Source organism: Streptomyces sp. BE303, from assembly GCF_036290945.1.
Taxonomy (GTDB): domain Bacteria; phylum Actinomycetota; class Actinomycetes; order Streptomycetales; family Streptomycetaceae; genus Kitasatospora.
This window is the reverse complement of record NZ_JAQYWZ010000717.1, coordinates 18,985-40,884: the sequence shown is the minus strand read 5'-3', so window position 1 is coordinate 40,884 and position 21,900 is coordinate 18,985. Positions and strand designations below refer to the sequence as shown.

16 protein-coding genes are annotated in these 21,900 nt (G+C 74.6%); 7 read left to right on the top strand and 9 right to left on the bottom strand.

Features of this window, described 5'->3' with window-relative positions; genetic code table 11:
• The first annotated feature begins 52 nt into the window (after positions 1–52).
• Positions 53–1,072, top strand: coding sequence for a TAXI family TRAP transporter solute-binding subunit (locus PUR56_RS20640; RefSeq protein WP_329882567.1), 1,020 nt, complete (start codon positions 53–55; stop codon positions 1,070–1,072).
• Positions 1,073–1,111: 39 nt separating this feature from the next.
• On the opposite strand, the gene PUR56_RS20635 is transcribed toward PUR56_RS20640, so the two are convergent.
• Positions 1,112–2,551 (bottom strand): sensor histidine kinase, encoded by a 1,440-nt coding sequence (locus tag PUR56_RS20635; protein WP_329882566.1) that lies wholly within the window; start codon positions 2,549–2,551, stop codon positions 1,112–1,114.
• A gap of 6 nt (positions 2,552–2,557) precedes the next feature.
• Positions 2,558–3,313, bottom strand: coding sequence for a response regulator transcription factor (locus tag PUR56_RS20630; RefSeq protein WP_329882565.1), 756 nt, complete (start codon positions 3,311–3,313; stop codon positions 2,558–2,560).
• Between the two features lie 441 nt (positions 3,314–3,754).
• Between PUR56_RS20630 and PUR56_RS20625 the strand changes: the two genes are divergently transcribed.
• The 5 genes from PUR56_RS20625 (at position 3,755) to PUR56_RS20605 (ending at position 9,082) form a co-directional block, all read left to right on the top strand.
• On the top strand, positions 3,755–4,528 hold the full coding sequence (locus PUR56_RS20625) for an amino acid ABC transporter ATP-binding protein (protein ID WP_329882564.1): 774 nt from the start codon (positions 3,755–3,757) through the stop codon (positions 4,526–4,528).
• 122 nt (positions 4,529–4,650) lie between these two features.
• Positions 4,651–5,559: a glutamate ABC transporter substrate-binding protein gene (locus tag PUR56_RS20620; RefSeq protein WP_329882563.1), complete on the top strand. Its 909-nt coding sequence runs from the start codon at positions 4,651–4,653 to the stop codon at positions 5,557–5,559.
• Between the two features lie 87 nt (positions 5,560–5,646).
• Positions 5,647–6,297, top strand: a complete 651-nt coding sequence (locus PUR56_RS20615; protein ID WP_329949985.1) for an amino acid ABC transporter permease — start codon at positions 5,647–5,649, stop codon at positions 6,295–6,297.
• Positions 6,294–7,145: an amino acid ABC transporter permease gene (locus PUR56_RS20610; protein WP_329949984.1), complete on the top strand. Its 852-nt coding sequence runs from the start codon at positions 6,294–6,296 to the stop codon at positions 7,143–7,145. The genes PUR56_RS20615 and PUR56_RS20610 overlap by 4 nt, the downstream gene beginning before the upstream one ends.
• Positions 7,146–7,291: 146 nt before the next feature.
• Positions 7,292–9,082: an FAD-dependent monooxygenase gene (locus PUR56_RS20605; RefSeq protein WP_329949983.1), complete on the top strand. Its 1,791-nt coding sequence runs from the start codon at positions 7,292–7,294 to the stop codon at positions 9,080–9,082.
• Here PUR56_RS20605 and rny read toward each other — a convergent pair.
• The 7 genes from rny to PUR56_RS20570 all read right to left on the bottom strand — a co-directional run bounded on the left by rny (position 9,063) and on the right by PUR56_RS20570 (position 16,937).
• Positions 9,063–10,532 carry a ribonuclease Y gene (rny, locus tag PUR56_RS20600; RefSeq protein WP_329949982.1) on the bottom strand — a complete coding sequence of 490 codons (1,470 nt, stop codon included), beginning with the start codon at positions 10,530–10,532 and terminating at the stop codon, positions 9,063–9,065. The genes PUR56_RS20605 and rny overlap by 20 nt on opposite strands.
• 236 nt (positions 10,533–10,768) lie before the next feature.
• The gene (locus tag PUR56_RS20595) at positions 10,769–11,752 is read right to left on the bottom strand and encodes a regulatory protein RecX (protein WP_329949981.1); all 984 of its coding nucleotides are present in this window, start codon (positions 11,750–11,752) and stop codon (positions 10,769–10,771) included.
• A gap of 7 nt (positions 11,753–11,759) precedes the next feature.
• On the bottom strand, positions 11,760–12,875 hold the full coding sequence (gene recA, locus PUR56_RS20590; RefSeq protein WP_329949980.1) for a recombinase RecA: 1,116 nt from the start codon (positions 12,873–12,875) through the stop codon (positions 11,760–11,762).
• A 154-nt stretch (positions 12,876–13,029) separates the two neighbouring features.
• The gene (locus PUR56_RS20585; protein WP_329950054.1) at positions 13,030–14,310 is read right to left on the bottom strand and encodes an AI-2E family transporter; all 1,281 of its coding nucleotides are present in this window, start codon (positions 14,308–14,310) and stop codon (positions 13,030–13,032) included.
• Between the two features lie 169 nt (positions 14,311–14,479).
• Positions 14,480–14,674, bottom strand: coding sequence for a DUF3046 domain-containing protein (locus tag PUR56_RS20580; RefSeq protein ID WP_329949979.1), 195 nt, complete (start codon positions 14,672–14,674; stop codon positions 14,480–14,482).
• Between the two features lie 29 nt (positions 14,675–14,703).
• A complete protein-coding gene (locus PUR56_RS20575; protein ID WP_329949978.1) occupies positions 14,704–15,255 on the bottom strand; it encodes a GNAT family N-acetyltransferase in 552 nt (183 codons plus the stop codon).
• A gap of 131 nt (positions 15,256–15,386) precedes the next feature.
• Positions 15,387–16,937 (bottom strand): S8 family peptidase, encoded by a 1,551-nt coding sequence (locus PUR56_RS20570; RefSeq protein WP_329949977.1) that lies wholly within the window; start codon positions 16,935–16,937, stop codon positions 15,387–15,389.
• A 207-nt stretch (positions 16,938–17,144) separates the two neighbouring features.
• Here PUR56_RS20570 and PUR56_RS20565 point away from each other — a divergent pair, with 207 nt between their 5' ends.
• Positions 17,145–21,842: an ATP-dependent helicase gene (locus tag PUR56_RS20565; protein ID WP_329949976.1), complete on the top strand. Its 4,698-nt coding sequence runs from the start codon at positions 17,145–17,147 to the stop codon at positions 21,840–21,842.
• Positions 21,843–21,900 lie beyond the last annotated feature (58 nt).

The window sequence follows — 21,900 nt, the reverse complement described above, 5'->3', positions numbered from 1 at the left end:
CGCGAACGACTTTCCCCTCCCGTTCGCCGCATGCGCCTGGCACTATCCCTGCATGGCCCCCGACACCCGCACCCACCTCGGCAGCGCCGTCCGCACGGCGGCCCGCCGCCCGCTCTGGCGGGTGGCGATGGTGCTGGTCCTGGTGGCGGCGGGCCTCAGCGGCTGGTGGCTCTCGGAGAGCCGCTCGCCCGGTTACCCGCAGGGCGACACCGGTTTCGCCACCGGGGTGAAGCGCGGGGTGTACGACCGGTACGGGCAGCTGCTGGAGACCCACGTCGCCAAGGCGATGCCGGGGGTCCGGCTGCGGCTGGACAACTCGGAGGGGTCGATCGACAACCTGGCCCGGGTGACCAACGGCCGCGACGACTTCGCGATCGCCACCGCCGACGCCGTCGCCCAGTACTCCGGGCCCGGCCGGGAGAAGCTCCGGGCGATCGCCCGGCTCTACGACGACTACCTCCAGCTGGTCGTCCCGGCCTCCTCGCCGGTCCGCCGGACGGCCGACCTGAAGGGCCTGCGGGTGGGCGTCGGCCAGTCGCTGTCCGGGGTCAACCTGGTCACCCGGCGGCTGCTGGCCGCCGCCGGCCTGGACCCGGACCGCGACATCAAGCCCGCCTTCCTGGGCATCGGCGACGCGGCCGACGGCCTGCGGGCCGGCGAGCTGGACGCGTTCTTCTGGTCCGGCGGACTGCCGACCAGCGCGCTGACCGACCTGTCCGACCACGTCCGGATCAGGATCGTGCCGCTCGGCGACCTCGCCGAGGCGGTCCACAAGGTCGAGGGCGGCGGCACCGACGCCTACCGCGCGGCCACCATGCCGAAGGGCACCTACCCCAACGCCGAGCCCAAGGACGCCGTGGCCACCGTGGCCGTCCCCAACCTGCTGATCACCCGGGCCGACGTCGACGACGACCTGGTCCAGGGCATGACCGGGGCGGTGATAGACAGCCGCGACCAGATCGGCGCCCAGGTGCACGCCGCCCAGCTCGTCGACCTGCGCACCGCCGTCTACACCGACCCGCTCCCGCTGCACGAGGGCGCGATGCGCTACTACCGCTCGGTCAAGCCGTAGCGGCCGCCCCGGCTGCCGCCGGGGCCGGGGCGGGGCGCTCTAGAGCTGCTTCCTGGTCGCCCGCGGCACCGCCAGGGTGACCGCCAGACCGGTCGGCACGACCGCGCCGAAGGTCAGCGAGCCGCCCGCCGCCTGCAGCAGGGTGCGGGCGATCGACAGCCCGAGGCCCGAGCCGTCCACGTTCTGGTGGCGCGCGCTGCGCCAGAACCGGTCGCCGGCCCGGGCCAGTTCCTCCTCGGTGAGGCCCGGCCCCCGGTCCGAGACGGTCACCGCGACCTCGTCACGCCGTACCGCGACCAGCACCCGCACCCGGCTCCCGTCCGGCCCGAACTTGATCGCGTTGTCGAGCACCGCGTCCAACGCGCTCCCGAAGCCGATCGGATCCGCCAGGCCGAGCGCCAGGGCCGGTCCCTCCCAGGCCAGCTCGATCCCGCGCTGCGCGGCCACCGGCCGCCAGGCGTCGGCCCTGGCGAGGGCGAGCACGGCGAGGTCGGTCGGCTCCGGCTCGGGGCGGGCGTGCTCGGCGGTGGCCAGCCCGAGCAGGTCGTCCAGCACGCGGGCCAGCCGGACACCCTCCTCGCGGACCCCGCCGAGCTCCTCGTCGTGCCCCTCGGGCAGCTCCAGGCCCAGCACCTCGACCCGCAGCAGCAGCGCCGCCAGCGGGTTGCGCAGCTGGTGCGAGGCGTCCGCGACGAAGGCCTTCTGCTGGTCGAGGGCGAGCACCACGTGGTCGGCCATCTCGTTGAACGACCGGGCCAGCCGCTGCAGCTCGGGCGGTCCGCCGCCGGGCGCCACCCGGGCGTTCATCCGGCCGGTGGCGATGTCGTGGGTGGCCCGGTCCAGGGTGCGGACCGGGCGCAGCACCCATTCGGTGAGCCGGCCGGCCAGCAGCACCGCGACGATCATCGCGGCGGCCTCACCGGCTCCGATCACCAGCCAGCGGTGCAGGACGCGGGTGCGCAGCGCGCCGGTCGGGGACTCGCTGAGCACTACCGCGACCACGTCGCCGTCCCGGACCACCGGGGTCGCGACGGTGAGCGTCCGGTCCGGGGTCCACGGCCAGACCTGGGGCGGGTTGTGGCTGCGCCGGCCGTCGAGCGCCTCCTGGAAGGCCTGCTCGCCCCAGCCGGCGACCGGCACCCGCCAGTCGGCCGGGGCGACCGCGATCGGCATGCCGTCGCGCTGGAAGATGCCGATCCGCACCCCGTACAGCTCGTGGTAGCGGACCACCTCGTTGCCCAGGGCGTGCCGGCGGCTGAGGTCGCCGGGGGCCGGCTGCGGGTCGCCCTTGAGCGCGGACTCCAGGCCGGACACGCCCGAGGTGGGCAGGTCCTGGGCGAACCGGGCGGCGTCGTCCAGGCGGTCGACCACCACCCGGCTCTGCTCGGCGGCCGCGACCGCGGCGGCGAGCGGCAGTCCGAGCGCGGCGAGGACGCAGAGCATCAGCGCGATCAGGATGCCGAGAAGGCGGGTGCGCACGTGCGGTCAGTGCTCCGCGCGGGCCGGGGGCGGCGTCTCGGCGACGGCGGCCGGGGACTCGGGGATCAGCCGGTAGCCGACGCCCCGGACGGCCTCGACCAGGCCGGGCAGGGCGAGCTTGGTGCGGAGCGAACCGATGTGCACCTCAAGGGTGCGGCCGTTGCCCTCCCAGCCGCTGCGCCAGACCTCGCTGAAGATCTGCTCGCGGCGGTAGACGACGCCGGGGCTCTGGGCGAGCAGCGCCAGCAGGTCGAACTCCTTGCGGGTGAGCGGCACGTCCCGGCCGTCCACGCTGACCCGGCGGCGCTCGCGGTCGATCACGATGCCGCGGGACTCCAGCGGGCCGCGCTGCTGCGGCACGGCGTCCGGCGCGGGGGCGGCGACGGCGGCCGGCGCGGTGCCGCGGCGGGCCACGGCGTGGATCCGGGCGAGCAGCTCGCCCATGTCGTAGGGCTTGGTGACGTAGTCGTCGGCGCCCAGGTTGAGGCCGTGGATCCGGGAGCGGATGTCGGCGCGCGCGGTCACCATGATCACCGGTACGCCGCTGCCGGCGCGGATCCGGCTGCACACCTCGAAACCGTCGCGGTCGGGCAGTCCGAGGTCGAGCAGGACCACCCGGTAGGGCTCGTTGCCGTCCGGTACCAGCGCGTCGAGCGCCTCGTGGCCGCTGCGGGCGTGTCTGACCTGGAAACCGTGCCGGCCCAGCACCGCGACGAGTGCCGCGGCCACGCGTTCGTCGTCCTCCACGAGCAGTAGTCGCATCTCGGTTCTTCCTCCTCTCCCCGACGTTCCCGGGGGTCTTCTCGTGGTCGCCACGGCCCCCCTCCCGGGCAGGTCCCGGTCCTGCGCAGTATGGGCCAGCCGGGGCCCGGGCGCCAGGCTCGACCGGCCGCCGGAACCCGGTGGGACGGGGAGCGGCGGGGCGGGCGCCCGCTGTCACCGCGGCCCGGCGGGGCCGTCACAGGGGGCGCCGGACGCTGTCACTGTGCCCGTACAGGGCCCCGGTGAACAGTCCGCACCCGTCGTGTGGCCGGATCGTGATCCTCAAGTTCCGCTCAGATCGGCTGACGTGACACCGTCAGGGCTCCTATGGTCAGCCCACCGAGGGCTGCGGCTCCGCCGGCCGCGGCCCTCGGGATTCCTACCACCATTGCCGCCCAAGGGAGTTCGCCTCCCCTGGGCCGACACGAGGGAGCAGGCGCGATGACCACGAGCCTCACCAAGGACTCCCGCGCCGACGCCGCTCCTCTGGTGGTCCTGCGCAATGTGAACAAGCACTTCGGCGCACTGCACGTGCTCCAGGACATCGACCTGGAGATCGCCCAGGGCGAGGTGGTGGTCCTGATCGGGCCCTCCGGCTCGGGCAAGTCCACGCTCTGCCGGACGATCAACCGGCTGGAGACCATCGACTCCGGCACGATCTCCATCGACGGCCGCCCGCTGCCCGCCGAGGGCCGGGAGCTCGCCCGGCTGCGGGCCGAGGTCGGCATGGTGTTCCAGAGCTTCAACCTGTTCGCGCACAAGACCGTGCTGGAGAACGTGGTGATCGGGCAGGTCAAGGTCCGCGGCATCGCCCGGGACCAGGCCGTGCGGACCGCCCGGGAGCTGCTGGAGCGGGTCGGCGTCGCCGCGCAGGCCGACAAGTTCCCGGCCCAGCTGTCCGGCGGGCAGCAGCAGCGCGTCGCGATCGCCCGGGCGCTGGCGATGAACCCCAAGGTGATGCTCTTCGACGAGCCCACCTCGGCGCTCGACCCCGAGATGATCAACGAGGTGCTGGAGGTCATGCGCCAGCTGGCCGCCGACGGCATGACGATGGTCGTCGTCACCCACGAGATGGGCTTCGCCCGCTCCGCCGCCAACCGGGTGCTCTTCATGGCCGACGGCCGGATCGTCGAGCAGAACACCCCCGAGGCCTTCTTCACGGCGCCCCGGTCGGACCGCGCCAAGGACTTCCTCTCGAAGATCCTGCACCACTGACCCGCCGGGCCGGCTCCGGCCGCCGGCGGCACGGGCGCCGCCGCCGGCCCGCCTGCCGCAAACGAACTTCCCTCCGCCAGAGCCCGGTTGAACCGTGGCCAAGCCCCAGGAGAGCTACCCTCATGAGGACTCGTCGCACCTTCGCCGTCGCGCTCTGTGCCGTCGCGCTCACCGCCACCGCCGCCTGCGGAAAGGACGGCACGCCGGGCGCCGACAAGGCGAGCTCCGGCAGCAGCTCCGCGCCGGCCCTGCCCACCTACGCCGTGAAGTCCGACGTCAAGGTGGACTCGCCCGCCCTGGCCGAGGCGAGGAAGCGCGGCCAGCTGATCATCGGCGCCAAGTCCGACCAGCCGTTCCTCGGCTGGGAGGACCTCGCCACCAACGACCGCAGCGGCTTCGACATCGAGATCGCCAAGATGGTCGCCGCCGACCTCGGCTTCACGCCGCAGCAGATCAAGTGGCAGACCCTGGTCTCCTCGCAGCGCGAGCCCGCGATCTCCAAGGGCCAGATCGACTTCTACGTCGGCACCTACAGCATCAACGACGAGCGCAAGAAGTCCGTCTCCTTCGCCGGCCCGTACTACATCGCCGGCCAGGACCTGCTGGTGAAGTCCGACAACACCACGATCACCGGCCCGGAGTCGGTCAACGGCAAGAACGTCTGCACCGCCACCGGCTCCACCTCGATCAAGAACATCCAGCAGTACTCGCCGAAGATCACCCAGTTCGACACCTACTCGGCCTGCGTCGAGAAGCTGATGTCCGGCGAGGTCGACGCGGTCACCACCGACGACGCCATCCTCAAGGGCTACGCCTCCAAGTACGCGCCCAAGCTCAAGGTGGTCGGCAAGCCGTTCACCAAGGAGAACTACGGCGTCGGCCTGAACAAGGACGACAAGGCGCTCCGCGACGCGATCAGCGACGCGCTCAAGGCCCACCAGGACAACGGCGACTGGAAGAAGGCCTACGACGCCACCCTCGGCCTCTCCGGCTCGACCGCCCCGCAGCCGCCGGCCCTGGAGCGCTACTGACCCCCGGTCGCCGCCGGCCCCGTCCGGCGGCGACCACCCTCCCCCGGACCACCTGAATCACCGACCCCCTGAGAGGAGGGCCGCCGGATGGGATTCCTGTTCGAGGACGGCAACTTCGCGCTGTTCCGCGACGGCTTCCTGCAGACGATCGAGCTGAGCGCGCTCAGCGCGCTGCTCGCCCTGCTGCTGGGCACCCTGCTGGCGGCCTTCCGGGTCTCCCCCGTCCCGGTGCTGCGCGGCTTCGGCACGGCCTGGGTGACGCTCTTCCGCAACACCCCGCTCACCCTGCTGTTCTTCGCCGTGACGTTCGGGCTCCCGCCGCTCGGCGTGCACTTCGACCACCTCACCTTCGCGGTGCTGGCCCTCGGCGGGTACACCGCCGCGTTCGTCTGCGAGGTGCTGCGCTCGGGCATCAACACCGTGCCCCTCGGCCAGGCCGAGGCCGCCCGCAGCCTCGGCATGACCTTCGGCCAGACCCTCACCCAGATCGTCCTGCCGCAGGCGGCGCGGACCGTACTGGCCCCGATGAGCAGTGTCTTCATCGCCCTGCCGAGGAACTCGGCGATCGCCGGCGCGTTCAGCGTCAGCGAGCTGTACAGCGCGCAGCAGACCTTCTCCGAGGACGGCTACTCGATCTTCGCGATCTTCTTCTGGGTGGCCTGCGCCTATCTCGCGATCAGCGCCAGCATCGCCCTGCTGTTCCGCTTCCTGGAGACCCGACTGGCGGTGGCCCGATGATCTCCCTCTTCACCCGCCCCTCCACGGCCAGCGTCCTCTACGACGCCCCCGGCCCGCGGGCCCGTTCCCGCTACCGCGCGTTCGGCGTCCTGTCGCTGCTCGCGATCGCCGGCCTGCTCTGGTACGCCGTCACGGCGCTCGCCGACAACGGCCAGTTCGAGGCCGAGCTCTGGGACGCGTTCGCGTACAACACCATCCAGCAGCGGATCGTCGACGGCCTGCTGGCCACCGTGGAGGCCTTCGCGCTGGCCGCCGCGGGCTCGCTCGCCCTGGGCGCGCTGCTCGCCGCCGGACAGCTCTCCGACCACCGGCCGGTGCGCTGGGCGGCCGTCTCCTTCGTCCAGTTCTTCCGGGCGATGCCGCTGCTGATCCTGATCGTCGCGCTCTACTACGCCTTCTTCGCCAAGGAGCCGATGTGGGCCCTGGTGCTCGGGCTCACCCTCTACAACGGCTCGGTCCAGGCCGAGATCATCCGCAGCGGCGTCAACGCCGTCCCGCGGGGCCAGGGAGAGGCCGGATACGCGCTCGGCCTGCGCAAGAGCCAGGTGATGACCACCATCCTGGTCCCGCAGGCGGTCCGCTCGATGCTGCCCACGATGATCGGCCAGCTGGTCGTCACCCTCAAGGACACGTCGCTCGGCTTCATCATCACCTACCCCGAGCTGTTGTTCGTCGGCAAGGCCATCGCCACCCAGCCGCTCAATGCCGCGGGCTTCCCCTACATCCCCGTGGTGCTGGTGATCGGGCCGATCTACATCGCGATGTGCCTGCTGCTCACCGCGCTCGCCCGGTGGATCGAGGCACGTGGCCGACGCGGCGCGAACCGGCGCACTTCAGCTGCTGCTTGACGGACACGCAGGTGAACTGTTGCATTGCTCTTCGTGACACCATCCGGGAGCATCCACGCGGCATATGACGCCACCCCGTCGACCTGCCCCTGCCCGGAGGTCCCCGGCCGCGCCGCACCGGACCGTCCGTGCCCGGAGGTCCCGGCATGGACCCGGTGATCGTGGTCGGGGCCGGGCCGGTCGGCCTGGCCCTGGCCCTCGCCCTCGCCCGGCACGAGGTGCCGACCGTCGTCCTCGACGAGGGCTCCGGGCTCTCCCCCGAGAGCCCGCGCAGCGTCGTCCTCGGCGCCGACACCGCCGCCCTCCTGAGCCGGATCGGCTACCCCCGGGCCGTCGCCGACGCCGCCCGGTGGGACGCCTTCACCATCTGGCGACGCCGCCAGGAGGTGCTCCGGATCGACCTCGCCGACACCCCGGTCCTGCACCTGCCCCAGCACCGGCTCCAGCGCGGCCTGCGGGACGCCCTCACCGGCACCCCCCTGGTCAGGCTGGTCCCGCTCAGCCGGGTCACCCGGCTCGACCAGGACCGCGACGGCGTCAGCGTCCACACCCGCAACCCGCAGGACGGCACCGAGACCTGGTGGCGCGGCAGCCACCTCGTCGGCTGCGACGGCGCCCGGTCCACCGTCCGCAAGCTCCTGAAGATCCGCTTCCCCGGCCGCCCGGCCGTCGACCGCAGCGCCATCGCCACCGTCCGGGTCGACCTGCCGTTCACCGAGCCCCGGCTGCACCGCGAGCCCCCGTGGCGCGGCGACCGCGAGGCCTCCGCCCGCCCGCTGCCGCACGGCGTCTGGCGGCTGGACTGGCGGCTGCCCCCCGGCCGGCCGGCGCCCGCCGAGACGGTCGACCCGCACGCCACCTGGCCCGGCATCGTCACCGGCGACACCCTGCTCACCCGGGTCACCGCCACGCTCACCGGCTGGTGCGGCGAGCTCCCCCGCTTCGACCTGCTCGCCGCCGCCGACCACACCGCCCAGCAGCGGCTGGCCGCCCGCTTCCGCAGCGGCCGCTGCTTCCTCGCCGGCGACGCCGCCCACCTGCACGGCGCACTCGGCATGCAGAACCTCGCCGACGGCCTGCGCGACGCCGACAACCTCGCCTGGCGGCTCTCCCTCGCGTGGCACCTCCACTCCGGCGGCCCCCAGCCCGGCGGATCCCTCCTCGACGGGTACGAGTCCGAGCGGCGCGGCGCGGTCGGCGCCCGGCTGCGCGCGGTCGACCAGGCCATGCCACTGCTGCGCCCGCTGCGCGGCTGGCAGGCCACCCGCCGCTCGCTCTTCACCGGCTCGTTCCGCAAGCACGCGCCGATGCTCGCCGACGGCCAGCTGGGCACCGGCCGGTTCGGCGGCGTCCCCGCCTACCCGGCGGCCCCCTCCGGCGTGCCCGGCCGGGTCCCGGTCCAGCGCGGCGCGCGCGGCACCACCACGCTCAGCGAACTGCTGCCAGCCACCGCCCCCGGCGTGCTCGTCCCGGACCTGCCGGTACTCGCCGCCGACGGCACCCCGGACCAGTTGCACGCCCGCCTCGGCACCCACTTCCTGCTGCTGCTGGTCGCCCCCGGTACCACCGTCTGGTCCGCCGAGCACTGGCTGGGAGCCGGGCTGATGCCCCGGCTGGCCGAGGTCGCCGCGTCGCTGCCGGTGCCGGCCGAGGTCCTGGTCACCGAGGCCTACCCGGGGGCCGGACCGCACACCGTCCTGCTGATCCGGCCCGACGGGCACCTGGTCGGGGTCACCCGGGGCGCAGCGGCCGAGGACCTCCGGGCCCTGGCCGACGGGGCCCGGGGCGGTCCGGCCTCGCTGACCGGCGGAGAGACCGAGCCCGAGGCCGTCACCGAGCCCGACGCCGAGCCCCGGTCGGGAGCCGGTTCCTCGGCCGAACCCGCGGCCGGGTCGGAGCCCGAGCCGGCCGCCGAACCTAGCGGGCCACCTCGGTGACCCGGCTCTCCCGGACCACCGTGACCCGGATCTGACCCGGATAGGTCAGCTCCTCGGAGACCTTCCTGGCGACCTCACGGGCGATCACCTGCGCCCGGAGGTCGTCCACCACCTCCGGCCGGACCATCACCCGGACCTCCCGGCCGGCCTGCATCGCGTACACCGCGGCCACGCCGTCGTGCGCCCGGGCGATCTCCTCCAACCGCTCCAGCCGGCGCACGTACGTCTCCGACGACTCCCTGCGCGCGCCGGGCCGACCGCCCGAACAGGCGTCGGCCGCCTGGGTGAGCACCGCCTCGACGGTCCGCGGATCCACCTCCCCGTGGTGCGCCGCTATCGCGTGCACCACGTCCGCCGACTCGCCGTGCCGCCGGGCGAGGTCCGCGCCGACCGCCGCGTGGCTCCCCTCCACCTCGTGGCTGAGCGCCTTGCCGATGTCGTGCAGCAGCGCCGCGCGGCGCACCGGTTCCGGGTCCACCCCCAGCTCGGCGGCCATCAGCCCGGCCAGGTGCGCCGACTCCACCAGGTGGCCCAGTACGTTCTGCCCGTACGAGGCGCGGTAGCGGAGCGTGCCGAGGGTGCGGACCAGGTCCGGATGCATCCCGCCGATCCGCACGGCCAGCAGCGCGTCCTCGCCGGCCCGCACGCAGCGCCGCTCGACCTCCTCACGGCTGCGCTCGTGGACGTGCTCGATCCGCAACGGGTGGATCCGGCCGTCCTCGACGAGGTGCTCCAGGGTGAGCCGGGCCGCCTCCCGGCGGACCGGGTCGAAGCAGGAGAGCTGCACCACCGCCGGGGTGTCGTCGATGATCAGGTTGACGCCCGTGACGGCCTCGAACGTCCGGATGTTCCGGCCCTCACGCCCGATCACCCGGCCCTTCATCTCCTCGTTCGGCAGCCGGAACGACGACACCGCGGTCTCGGCGGTCTGCTCGGCCGCCAGCCGCTGGATCGCCCCGGCGACGATCCCCCGGGCCCGCTGCTCACCCTCGTCGCGGGCCTCGCGCTCGATCTCCCGGACGGTGACCGCCGCCTCCCGGCGGGCCTCGGACGCCGCCTCGCGGACGAGTTCGGCGCGGGCCTGGTCCGCCGAGAGCCCGGCGGTCCGCTCCAGTTCCTCGGCCCGGCGGCGGACCAGTGCCGCCGCCTCGCCCCGGGCCCGCTCCAACGCGGCCGAGCGTTCGGCCAGTTCGCCCTCGCGCGTCCGGAGCCGGTCGAGCTCCTCGGTCAACCGCTCCTCGCGCCGGTCGAGTTCGGCCCGGAGCCGGGTGGCCTGCTGCTCCGCCCGCTGCCTCGTCCGCTCGGTCTCGGCGGCCGCCCGGCGCCGCACGTGCCGCAGACGCCCGACGGTCAGCCGGGCCGCCACTGCGACGACGGCCACCACGGCGACGGCCGGCAGGACCGCCACCAGCGAGGAGGTGGCCGATCCGGCACTCACCGCGATCCTCATCCTGCCCACTCCCCGTCCCGTGGCGGCACGACGCCCGGGACCAGCCGCGCGGCCGGTCCCGGACCTGCCCGGTCACGGGCGCGACCGGGCGACCGGCCGGGGGCGGCCGAGGAATGATCGATGTGCTCCCGCACTGAGTGCGAGGCTAAGCGCGGGTTACGAAACGGTCAAGACTGGCTTGGTAGTCGGCCGACGCCACGATCCGCCCGGAGCCGACCGGGCGTCAGTCCCGGGCGTCAGTCCCAGGCGTCGGACGGTCCGTCCCCGTCCGTTCCGGCGTCCACCGACTCCGTGGGCTCCTCCTCGTCCAACGCCGCGCGGACCACCCGGAAGGCCAGGCCCTCGGAGTAGCCGCGCCGGGCCAGCATGCCGACCAGCCGGCGCGTCCGGGCCTGCCGCTCCAGGCCCCGGGTGGTCCGGAGCCGGCGGTCGACCAGGGCCCGGGCCGCCTCGGTCTCGTCGTCGTGGTCGAGCTGGGCGAGGGCCTGCTCGGCCTGCTCCCCGGTCACTCCCCTGGTCCGCAGCTCCTGGGCCAGCGCCCGACGGGAGAGTCCGCGGACGGCGTGCCGGGATTCCACCCACGCCCGGGCGAAGGCCGCGTCGTCGATCAGACCGACCTCCTCCAGCCGGGTCAGCACCTCCTCGGTGACCTCGTCCGGGATCTCCCGCTTGCGCAGGGCGTCGGCGAGCTGTTTGCGGCTCTTGGCCGCGCCGGTGAGCAGCCGCAGGCAGATGTCCCGTGCCCGCGTCGCGGGGTCGACGGACTCCTCCGCCCGGGAGCGTCGCGCGTCGGCGCCCGGCGCCTCGCTCGGCTCCGACCGCCCGGCCCGCCCACGGGACCGCCGCCCGGACGCGGGCCGCCCGGCGGAGGGCGCTGCGGTCCGGGACGCTGCAGATCGGGCCGGGGCGGCCACACCCCCGTGACCGGCCGCCCCGGCCCGGCTCTCCCCGGCACCGGGGCCGGAGCTCTCCTCCTCCAGCGCCGAGCGGCGACGGCGCCGCCCTGCGGGCAGCTCGGAGGCCGTGACCAACCCGAGGTCGCCCGCGTCCGCCGGGCCGTCCGCCGCTGCTCGACCGGACGGCCACCGGTCCGCCGCCCGGGCCGGCGGCGGTGCTGCCGGCGCGGGGTCGGCCACGGCCGCGAACCAGTCCGGCGGGCCGTCGTCATCGTCGTCCGGGCCGTCCACCGGCGCGCTGCCCGCCGGCCCACTGTGCTGCATCAACGGATCAGGCCTTGGCGGCCGCCGCCGTCTTCTTCGCCGCGGCCGTCTTGGCGGCGGTCGCGGTGATCGGCTTGGCCCCGCCCTCGGCGGTGTCCGCAGCCTCGGCCTCGACCGGCTCCGCCGTCTTCGGGCCGATGCCGAGCTTGCTCTTGATCTTCCGCTCGATCTCGTCGGCCAGCTGCGGGTTGTCCTTCAGGAAGTTGCGGGCGTTCTCCTTGCCCTGGCCGAGCTGGTCGCCCTCGTAGGTGTACCAGGCACCCGACTTGCGGATGAAGCCGTGCTCGACGCCCATGTCGATCAGACCGCCCTCGCGGCTGATGCCCACGCCGTAGAGGATGTCGAACTCGGCCTGCTTGAACGGCGCGGCGACCTTGTTCTTGACGACCTTGACCCGGGTGCGGTTACCGACCGCCTCGGTGCCGTCCTTCAGGGTCTCGATCCGGCGGATGTCGAGGCGGACCGAGGCGTAGAACTTCAGCGCGCGGCCACCGGTCGTGGTCTCCGGCGAGCCGAACATGACGCCGATCTTCTCGCGCAGCTGGTTGATGAACACCGCGGTGGTGTTCGACTGGTTCAGCGCACCGGCGATCTTCCGCAGTGCCTGGCTCATCAGCCGGGCCTGCAGGCCGACGTGCGAGTCGCCCATCTCACCCTCGATCTCCGCGCGCGGGACCAGCGCGGCGACCGAGTCGATGATCACCAGGTCGATCGCGCCGGAGCGGATCAGCATGTCGGTGATCTCCAGGGCCTGCTCGCCGGTGTCCGGCTGGCTGACCAGCAGGGCGTCGGTGTCCACGCCGAGCTTCTTGGCGTAGTCCGGGTCGAGCGCGTGCTCCGCGTCGACGAAGGCGACCGTGCCGCCGGCCCGCTGGGCGTTGGCCGCCAGGTGCAGGGTCAGCGTGGTCTTGCCGGAGGACTCGGGACCGTAGATCTCCACCACCCGGCCGCGCGGGATGCCGCCGACGCCGAGGGCGACGTCCAGGGCGGTGGACCCGGTGGGGATCACGTCGATCGGCTCGTTGGCCTTCTCGCCCAGGCGCATCACCGAGCCCTTGCCGAACTGCCGCTCGATCTGGGCGAGTGCGGTCTCAAGAGCCTTCTCGCGGTCCGTGCCTGCCATGGCTTCCACCCTCGGGTTCTGTGCTGTGCGCTTCATCGTCATCGACGCTAGCGCGTCCCACTGACAATCGACCCTGACCGGGCTCGGCCTGGGGAAAACTCTTCGCCGGAGAGTACAAAGAACAAGTGTTCGATTCAAGCCGAAGCCGTTCGGCCTACTCGCCCCGCTTCCCCCCGCCCTCCTTGCCGTCCCCGCCCTTCGGTCCCTGACCGGCACCGGGCCCCGCGCCGGTGCCCCGGTCCGACCCGGCGCCCTTGTTCGAGCCGGCGTCCTTGTTCGAGCCGGCGCCCCTACCCGCGGCGCCGTCCGACCCCCCGCCGACCATCCGCCGCAGCCGGCGGGCCGCCTCCCGGCGCAGCGCCCGCCGCAGCCGGCGCTGCTCGCCCCGGTCGATCCGCGGGTCGGTCGCCACCTCGTAGCGGCGCACGTACGTCCCCACGAAGCCCTGCAGGGTGGCCGCCGCCGGGATGGCGATGAGCGCGCCGACCGCGCCGAGCAGCGCGGCCCCGGCGATCACCGAACCGAACGCCACCGCCGGGTGGACGTCCACCGTCTTCGCCGTGATCCGCGGGTGCAGCAGGTAGTTCTCGATCTGCTGGTAGACCACCACGAACGCCAGCACCCAGAGTGCGTCCACCGGCTCCACGGTGAGCGCCACCAGCACCGGCAGGGCCCCCGCCAGGTAGGTGCCGATGGTCGGCACGAACTGCGACATGACGCCGACCCAGATCGCCAGCGCGGCCGCGTACGGCAGGTCCACCACGGCGAACATCACCCAGTGCGCGAACGTCGACGCCACGGCGAGCAGCGCCCTGGAGTAGAGGTAGCCGCCGGTCTTGGCCAGCGCGATCTCCCAGGCGCGCAGCACCTCGCCCTGCTTGGCGGGCGGCAGCAGCGAACAGACGGTCCGTCGCACCCGGGGGCCGTCGGCGGTGAAGTAGAAGGTGAAGAGGCCGACGGTGAAGGCCTGGAACAGTCCGCCGATCAGGGTCGAGGAGACGCCCCAGACGTTGTCGGCGGCCTGCTGGGCGTAGGTCTCGATGGCGCCGGAGTCCTTGAGCAGCTTCTTCTGCAGCTCGTCCAGCGAGAGGTCCTGGTTGAAGGTCCGGTTGATCCAGTCGATCAGGCTGTCGAGCAGGTGCGGCAGGTCCCCCGCGATCTTCGCCACCTGGTCGACCAGCAGGGTGCCGAGCGCGGCCAGGAAACCGCCCACCGCGATCGCCACCGCGACGAAGACCAGGAAGGTGCCGACCCCCCGGCGCACCCCGCGGGCCGCCATCCGGTCGACCGCCGGCTCCAGGGCCAAGGACAGGAAGAAGGAGACCAGCAGCATCACGAAGAGGTCGATCAGCTGGTGGAACGCCCAGTCGGCGAGCTGGAACAGCCCGACCATGAGCAGTGCCAGCACCATGGCCCGGGGCAGCCAGCGCGGCATCCCGGAACCCCAGAGACCGTCGGTGGCGGTCCGGGGCGGCGAGGCGGGCGGGGAGCCCGCGGCCTCGTCGGCGACCTGCGCCGACCTGTCCGAATTCTGCGGTTCTGCACTGCTTTTCACCCGCACAGTCTGACCCATGTCCGACGCCCGTTCGAGCATCGGGCCGGAATCAGCGGAGAACCGCGGAGACTCCCTGGGTCTCGCAGACCACCCGCCAGACGTCCTTGGCCTCCCAGCCCGCCTCCAGCGCCTGCCGGACCGTCCGACCGCCCAGCTCGCTCATCACGTGGTCGGTCGCGAAGGACTCGGCGTACACCTCGCCGAAGTGTGCGTGCATCCGCCGCCAGAACTCCGTCAGCCTCATGCCCACCAGTATCCCGGACCGGCCCGCCGTCAGGCCCGCCGGTCCGCCGCCACCAGTGCGTACTCGACCTCGCCGTACTCACTGCCCGGGATCGCTTCGGGGTAATCCTCGTGGAAGGTCCGGACGTAGGAGAGCCCGGACTTCTCCATCACCCGCCGCGATCCGTGGTTGACCGCCATCGTGTAGGCCACCACGCGCTCCACCCCGAGCTCGGTGAATCCCCGGTGGATCAGCGCCCGGGCGCCCTCGGTGGCGTAGCCGTGCCCCCAGGCAGCGCGCCGCAGGCGGTAGCCGAGCTCGACCTCGGTGCGGTCGCCGTCCGGCGGCCGGAACTCGAACCAGCCCAGGAAGGCCCCGCCCGTCCGCTCCTCGGCGGCCCACCAGCCGAGGTCGCCGTACCGGCGGTAGTGGTCGAAGTACAGCGGCAGCAGGGTGTTCTCGACGACCTCGCGCGGTGTGGCCCGGCCACCGGTGAGGTAGCGCATCACCTCGGGGTCGCCGTCCAGCTCCTCCAGGTGGTCGGCGTCGGCGGCGGTGAAGCGGCGCAGCACCAGCCGCTCGGTGGTGAGGAAGACCTCCATGCTCCGATCCTCACCCACCCCGCCCCGCCCGTCACCCGGTTTTCCGCACCTCACGCCCCTGCCGCGCCCCCGGCACCCGCCGGGGACCCGCCCGGCCCGCGACCTCGCCCCCGCGCGGCCCGCCCGCCGCGTCAGCGCGGCAGCGTCAGCGTCCCCGCCCCGTAGTACTGCCGGTCGCCGCAGGCGTGCGGGCCGGGCGGGCAGGCGGCCGCCGCGGTGGCGGCCAGCAGGTCGGCGAGCCGGCCGGCGTCCCAGTCCGGGTGGAGCGCGGCGGCCACCGCGACGGCGCCCGTGACGTGCGCGGCGGCCATCGAGGTGCCGGCCAGCGCGGCGTAGCGGTCGCCGGGCCAGTCGGAGACGACCGCCCCCTGGGCGCCGCCGTCCGGGTCGCCGCCGGGCGCGGCCAGCGAGACCCTGCCGCGTCCGTGGTTGGTGTACGCGGACGGACGCCCGTCCCGGTTGACGGCGGTCACCGTGACCACGCCGGGCAGCTCTCCGGGCAGCCGCACGCACTCGGGGCCGACGAACCGTGACTCCGCCGGGCCGGCGGTGCGGTCGTTCGGGCTGCGCTCGTCGGGGCGGGGGGCGCCGAGGTCCTGGCCGTCGTTGCCCGCCGAGGCGACCACCACCGCACCCCGGCGGCGGGCGTAGTCGGCCGCCCGGCCGACGGCGGCGGTCAGCGCGGCCTGGTCGCGGTCGTCGGGGCAGTTGTACTTCCACGGGTCCGCGAAGTAGCTGTTGTTGATCGCCCTGGCGCCGTGGTCGGCGGCCCAGAGCATCCCGCAGACGATGTTCTCCGCGTAGTACTGGCCGAGCGGACCGAGCAGCCGGACCGCGGCGATCCGGACGCCCGGCGCGACCCCGCTCACGCCGTGACCGTCCCGGGCGGCGCCGACGATCCCGGCGACGTGCGTGCCGTGGCCGCTCTCGCCGACCCCGTCGTCGGGCCGCCAGGCGCCGGTGCGGGCGTCCGGGCGCCCGTCGGCGCAGGAGGCGGAGGCCTTCGGGTCGACGGCGGCGCGCAGGTCGGGGTGGGTGTCGTCGACGCCGGAGTCCAGCACCGCGACGAGCACCTTGCCGAGGGCCCCGGCGGCGGGGGCGTCCGGGCCGCCCAGCAGGTTGGGGGTGGCGTCGCCGCCCGGGCCGGCGGCGGCGCCGAGCAGGGCGAGGTTCCAGGCGTCGCGCTCGCCCGGGTCGGCCACTGTGGCGGTGGTGTCGTCCCGGCCGTCCGCGCTCCCCGCCCGCACCGTTCCCGCGCCGAAGTCGCCGGCCCCGTCGAGCGACCGGGGCGGCCCCGGCACCGGCGCGGTCCTGGTCGCGCCGACCGCGGCCACCCCGGGCCGGTCCCTGACCTTGCCGGCGAAGCCCCCGGCGGCGTACGCGAGGACGGCGCCGATCTGCGGGTACTCCTGAACCACCTCTCCGCCGGCCGCCCGGGCCTCTCCCGCGGCCAGGGCGGCCCCGGCGGCGTCCGCCTGCTCGGCGAGGACCAGGTAGCTGAGGTACGACCGGCCGGGCCCGGAGACGTACGGCACGGCGCCGCCCACCACGAGCGCGGTGAGCAGCATGGCGAGCAGGACCCGGAAGGGGCCCCGCACCCGGCGCCGGGCGGCCGGGCCGGTACGGGCGGTCCGGACGGGGACGTGGACGGGACCGCGGCCGGACGGGTCCACCTGCGCCATGGCACGGTCTCCGCTCGTCGGTCCCGGTGGCCGGACGCGGTCGGGCGGCCACCGGAGGGCTGGTCTTCACAGGGGCATCGCAGGTCTGAACCATCACCATATGGTCGGATTGTCTGTTTTGCCCGATCAGCTCCACCGAACGGCCACACACCCGCCGTGCCGTCTCCGGGTCCCCCCTCTGTCAGTGGCACCCGGCACCATGGGGGCATGGCGCCGCAGACCCAGACACCGTCCCCGTCCGACCCGCTGGCCGGCTTCGCCCCGGCCACCCGGGCCTGGTTCGGCGCCGCCTTCTCCGCCCCGACCGCCGCCCAGGCCGAGGCCTGGCGCGCCATCGGCCGGGAGACCGACGTCCTGGTCGTGGCCCCCACCGGCTCCGGCAAGACGCTCGCCGCCTTCCTGTCCGCGCTGGACCGGCTCAGCTCCGTCCCGCCGCCCGACGAGGCCGGGCGCCGCTGCCGGGTCCTCTACATCTCGCCGCTCAAGGCCCTCGCGGTCGACGTCGAACGGAACCTCCGCGCCCCGCTGGCCGGCCTGCGGCAGGCCGCCGTCCGGCTCGGCCTGCCCGAGCCCGACGTCCAGGTCGGCATCCGCTCCGGCGACACCCCCGCCGCCGACCGCCGCCGCTTCGCCACGCACCCGCCGGACATCCTGATCACCACCCCCGAATCACTCTTCCTGCTGCTCACCTCGGCCTCCCGCGAGGCGCTGCGGGGCGTCGACACGGTGATCCTGGACGAGGTGCACGCCGTCGCGGGCACCAAGCGCGGCGCCCACCTGGCGCTCTCCCTGGAGCGGCTGGACGCGCTGCTGGACCGCCCGGCCCGCCGGATCGGCCTCTCCGCCACCGTCCGCCCGGTCGAGGAGGTGGCCCGTTTCCTCAGCCCCGGGCGCGGCGCCGTCGTCGTCCAGCCGCCGTCCACCAAGGAGTTCGACCTCTCCGTGGTGGTGCCCGTACCCCACCTCGACGACCTGCCCGCCTCCCCCACCGCCGGCAGCGCCTCCGACGACGACCCGGCCCGGCAGAACTCGATCTGGCCGCACGTCGAGGAGCGGATCGTCGACCTCGTCCAGGCGCACCGCTCGACCATCGTCTTCGCCAACTCCCGCCGCCTCGCCGAGCGGCTCTGCAACCGGCTGAACGAGATCGCCCTGGAGCGCGCCACCGGCGCCGCCCTCCCCGAGGACCACGCCCCCGCCCTCCTGATGGGCGGCTCCGGCGCCGCCAAGGGCGCCCCGCCGGTGATCGCCCGCGCCCACCACGGCTCGGTCTCCAAGGAACAGCGCGCCCTGGTCGAGGAGGAGCTCAAGGCCGGCCGGCTGCCCGCCGTGGTCGCCACCTCCAGCCTGGAGCTCGGGATCGACATGGGCGCCGTCGAACTGGTCGTCCAGGTCGAGTCCCCGCCCTCGGTCGCCTCCGGCCTGCAGCGCGTCGGCCGGGCCGGCCACCAGGTCGGCGCCGTCTCCACCGGCGTCGTCTTCCCCAAGTACCGCGGGGACCTCGTCCAGTCCGCCGTGGTCACCGAACGGATGCGCACCGGCCGGATCGAGGCGCTGCGCATCCCCCGCAACCCGCTGGACGTACTGGCGCAGCAGCTGGTCGCCATGACGGCGATGGAGACCTGGCAGGTCGACGAGCTGCTCGCCGTGGTCCGCCGCGCCGCGCCGTTCGCCTCCCTGCCCCAGTCCGCCTTCGACGCCGTGCTCGACATGCTGGCCGGCCGCTACCCCTCGGACGCCTTCGCCGAGCTGCGGCCCCGCCTGGTCTGGGACCGGGTGGCCGGCACCGTGACCGGCCGGCCCGGCGCGCAGCGGCTCGCCGTCACCTCCGGCGGCACCATCCCGGACCGCGGCCTGTTCGGCGTCTTCATCGCCGGGGCCGACCCCAAGAAGGGGGGCGGACGGGTGGGGGAGCTGGACGAGGAGATGGTCTACGAGTCCCGTGTCGGCGACGTCTTCACCCTCGGCACCACCTCCTGGCGGATCCAGGAGATCACCCACGACAAGGTGCTGGTCACACCCGCCCCCGGTGTCCCGGGCCGCCTCCCGTTCTGGAAGGGCGACTCCCTCGGCCGCCCGCTCGAACTCGGCCGCGCCCTCGGCGCCTTCACCCGCGAGCTCGGCGCCCTCGACACCGAGGCCGCCACCGCCCGGCTCCGCGGGGCCGGCCTGGACGACTGGGCCGCCGGCAACCTGCTGGCCTACCTCGCCGAGCAGCGCACCGCCTGCGGCCACCTCCCCGACGACCGCACCATCGTGGTCGAGCGGTTCCGCGACGAACTCGGCGACTGGCGGATCGTCATCCACTCCCCCTTCGGCGCCCAGGTGCACGCCCCCTGGGCGCTCGCCCTCGGCGCCCGGCTGCGGGAGAAGCACGGCCTCGACCCGCAGGTGATGCACGCCGACGACGGCATCGTGCTCCGTCTCCCGGACGCCGACCTGCTGTCCGTCGACTTCGACTTCGGCAACCCCGCCGGGCGGCCTCCCGCCGACGACGCCCCGGTCGGCGCGGACGCCGCCCTGTTCGAGCCCGGCGAGATCGAACAGCTCGTCACCGACCAGGTCGGCAGCTCCGCCCTGTTCGCCTCCCGCTTCCGCGAGTGCGCCGGCCGCGCCCTGCTGCTCCCCCGCCGCAGCCCCGGCCGCCGCACCCCGCTGTGGCAGCAGCGGCAGCGCTCCGCCCAGCTCCTGGAGGTCGCCTCCGAGTACGGCTCCTTCCCGATCGTCCTGGAGGCCGTCCGCGAGTGCCTCCAGGACGTCTTCGACGTCCCCGGCCTGGTCGAGCTGATGGGGGACCTCGAATCCCGCGCCGTGCGCCTGATCGAGGTCACCACCACCGAGCCCTCCCCGTTCGCCCGCTCGCTCCTCTTCGGCTACGTCGCCCAGTTCCTGTACGAGGGGGACTCCCCGCTCGCCGAACGCCGGGCCGCCGCGCTCTCGCTCGACTCCCGGCTGCTCTCCGAACTCCTCGGCCAGGCCGAACTGCGCGAGCTCCTCGACCCGGAGGTCCTGGCCGAGCTGGAGGCCGAGCTCCAGCGGCTCACCCCCGAGCGCCGGATCAAGGACGCCGAGGGCGTCGCCGACGCGCTGCGCCTGCTCGGCCCGCTCACCGAGGCGGAGCTGACCGCCCGCGGCGCCCAACCGCTCTGGGCCCTGGAACTGGAGTCCGCCCGCCGGGTGATCCAGGTCCGGATCGCCGGCGAACGGCGCTGGGCCGCCATCGAGGACGCCGGGCGGCTGCGCGACGCCCTCGGCACCCCCCTCCCGGTCGGCGTCCCCGAAGCCTTCACCGAACCGGTCAAGGACCCGCTGGGCGACCTGCTCGCCCGGCACGCGCGCACCCACGGGCCGTTCACCGCCGCCGAGGCCGCCGACCGCTTCGGTCTCGGCACCGCCGTGGTCACCGGCACCCTGCACCGGCTCACCGCCGCCGGCCGCCTGGTCCAGGGCGAGTTCCGACCGGTCGAGGGCCACACCGCCGCCGTCGAGTGGTGCGACACCGACGTGCTGCGCCGGCTGCGCCGTCGCTCGCTGGCCGCCCTGCGCCAGGAGGTCGAACCCGTCCCGCCCCGCGCCCTGGCGGCCTTCCTGCCGCAGTGGCAGCACCTGGCCGGCCACCGGCTGCGCGGCCCGGACGGCCTGCTCCGGGTGGTCGAGCAGCTCCAGGGCGCCGCGCTGCCCGCGTCGGCCCTGGAGAAGCTGGTCCTCCCGGCCCGGCTCACCGACTACTCCCCCGGCCTGCTGGACGAGTTGATGGCGGCCGGCGAGATCGGCTGGACCGGCGCCGGCGCCCTGCCGGGCAAGGACGGCTGGATCAGCCTGCACCTGGCCGAGAACGCCCAGCTGCTGCGCCCAGAACCGATCCCGCCCACCGTCACCCCGGTGCACACCGCGCTCATGGAGGCACTGGCCGGCGGCTACGGCCTCTTCTTCCGCCAGTTGGTCGCACACCTCCCGGACACCCCCGAGCAGGAGCTCGTCGAGTCGCTCTGGGACCTCGTCTGGGCGGGCTACGTCAGCAACGACACCCTGGCGCCGCTGCGCGCCCTGCTCGGTTCGGGCCGGACGGCCGGGTCCACCGCGCACCGGGCGCCCCGGGCCGTCCCGCGCGGACGCTACGGCGGCGCGGGGCGCCCGTTCGGCCGGGCCGGCGGCGCGCTGCGCAGCGGTCCGCCGACGGTCGGCGGACGCTGGTCGCTGCTGCCCGCCTTCACCACCGAACAGACCGTCCGGGCCACCGCCCAGGCGCAGAGCCTGCTGGACCGGCACGGCCTGCTCACCCGCGGCGCGGTGGCGGCCGAACGGGTCCCGGGCGGCTTCGCCGGGGTGTACCGGGTGCTCGCCGCGATGGAGGAGCGCGGGCGGACCCGCCGGGGCTACTTCGTGGAGGGGCTGGGCGGTGCCCAGTTCGCCATGGAGGGCGCGGCCGACCGCCTGCGGTCGGTCAACGGCCGGCTGGAGCGCACCCGGGCCACCGAGTGGCCGGCCGCCCCCTCCGCGGAGCCGCCGCAGGCCCTGGTGCTGGCCGCCGCGGACCCGGCCAACGCCTACGGCGCCGCACTGCCCTGGCCCGAGCCGCCGGCCGGTGCGGGCGGCACGGGGGACGGCGCCGCGACCCGGGCACACCGCCCGGGCCGGAAGGCGGGCGCCCTGGTGGTCCTGGTCGACGGCGAGCTGAGCCTCTACGTCGAACGCGGCGGCAAGTCGTTGCTGGCCTGGCCGGAGGACGCGTCGACGCTCGCCACGGCGACCGCCGCGCTGGCCACCGCGGTCCGCTCGGGGGCGCTCGGCAGCGTCACCGTCGAACGGGCGAACGGCACGCCCGCCCTCGGCTCGGACCTCGGTGCCGCCCTGGAGGAGGCCGGCTTCCACGCCACCCCGCGCGGCCTGCGCCTGCGGCCCTAGGCACCGTCCCCGTCACCGCCCGGCCCCGGTCCCGGCCCGCCGCCCACCGCCCGCCGGA

Excerpts from the sequence above, each read along its gene's own strand:
- PUR56_RS20640 (WP_329882567.1), top strand. The coding sequence starts at position 53 with ATGGCCCCCGACACCCGCACCCACCTCGGCAGCGCCGTCCGCACGGCG.
- PUR56_RS20630 (WP_329882565.1), bottom strand. The coding sequence starts at position 3,313 with ATGCGACTACTGCTCGTGGAGGACGACGAACGCGTGGCCGCGGCACTC.
- PUR56_RS20625 (WP_329882564.1), top strand. The coding sequence starts at position 3,755 with ATGACCACGAGCCTCACCAAGGACTCCCGCGCCGACGCCGCTCCTCTG.
- PUR56_RS20620 (WP_329882563.1), top strand. The coding sequence starts at position 4,651 with ATGAGGACTCGTCGCACCTTCGCCGTCGCGCTCTGTGCCGTCGCGCTC.
- PUR56_RS20615 (WP_329949985.1), top strand. The coding sequence starts at position 5,647 with ATGGGATTCCTGTTCGAGGACGGCAACTTCGCGCTGTTCCGCGACGGC.
- PUR56_RS20610 (WP_329949984.1), top strand. The coding sequence starts at position 6,294 with ATGATCTCCCTCTTCACCCGCCCCTCCACGGCCAGCGTCCTCTACGAC.
- PUR56_RS20605 (WP_329949983.1), top strand. The coding sequence starts at position 7,292 with ATGGACCCGGTGATCGTGGTCGGGGCCGGGCCGGTCGGCCTGGCCCTG.
- rny (WP_329949982.1), bottom strand. The coding sequence starts at position 10,532 with ATGAGGATCGCGGTGAGTGCCGGATCGGCCACCTCCTCGCTGGTGGCG.
- PUR56_RS20595 (WP_329949981.1), bottom strand. The coding sequence starts at position 11,752 with ATGCAGCACAGTGGGCCGGCGGGCAGCGCGCCGGTGGACGGCCCGGAC.
- recA (WP_329949980.1), bottom strand. The coding sequence starts at position 12,875 with ATGGCAGGCACGGACCGCGAGAAGGCTCTTGAGACCGCACTCGCCCAG.
- PUR56_RS20585 (WP_329950054.1), bottom strand. The coding sequence starts at position 14,310 with ATGCCGCGCTGGCTGCCCCGGGCCATGGTGCTGGCACTGCTCATGGTC.
- PUR56_RS20580 (WP_329949979.1), bottom strand. The coding sequence starts at position 14,674 with ATGAGGCTGACGGAGTTCTGGCGGCGGATGCACGCACACTTCGGCGAG.
- PUR56_RS20575 (WP_329949978.1), bottom strand. The coding sequence starts at position 15,255 with ATGGAGGTCTTCCTCACCACCGAGCGGCTGGTGCTGCGCCGCTTCACC.
- PUR56_RS20570 (WP_329949977.1), bottom strand. The coding sequence starts at position 16,937 with ATGGCGCAGGTGGACCCGTCCGGCCGCGGTCCCGTCCACGTCCCCGTC.
- PUR56_RS20565 (WP_329949976.1), top strand. The coding sequence starts at position 17,145 with ATGGCGCCGCAGACCCAGACACCGTCCCCGTCCGACCCGCTGGCCGGC.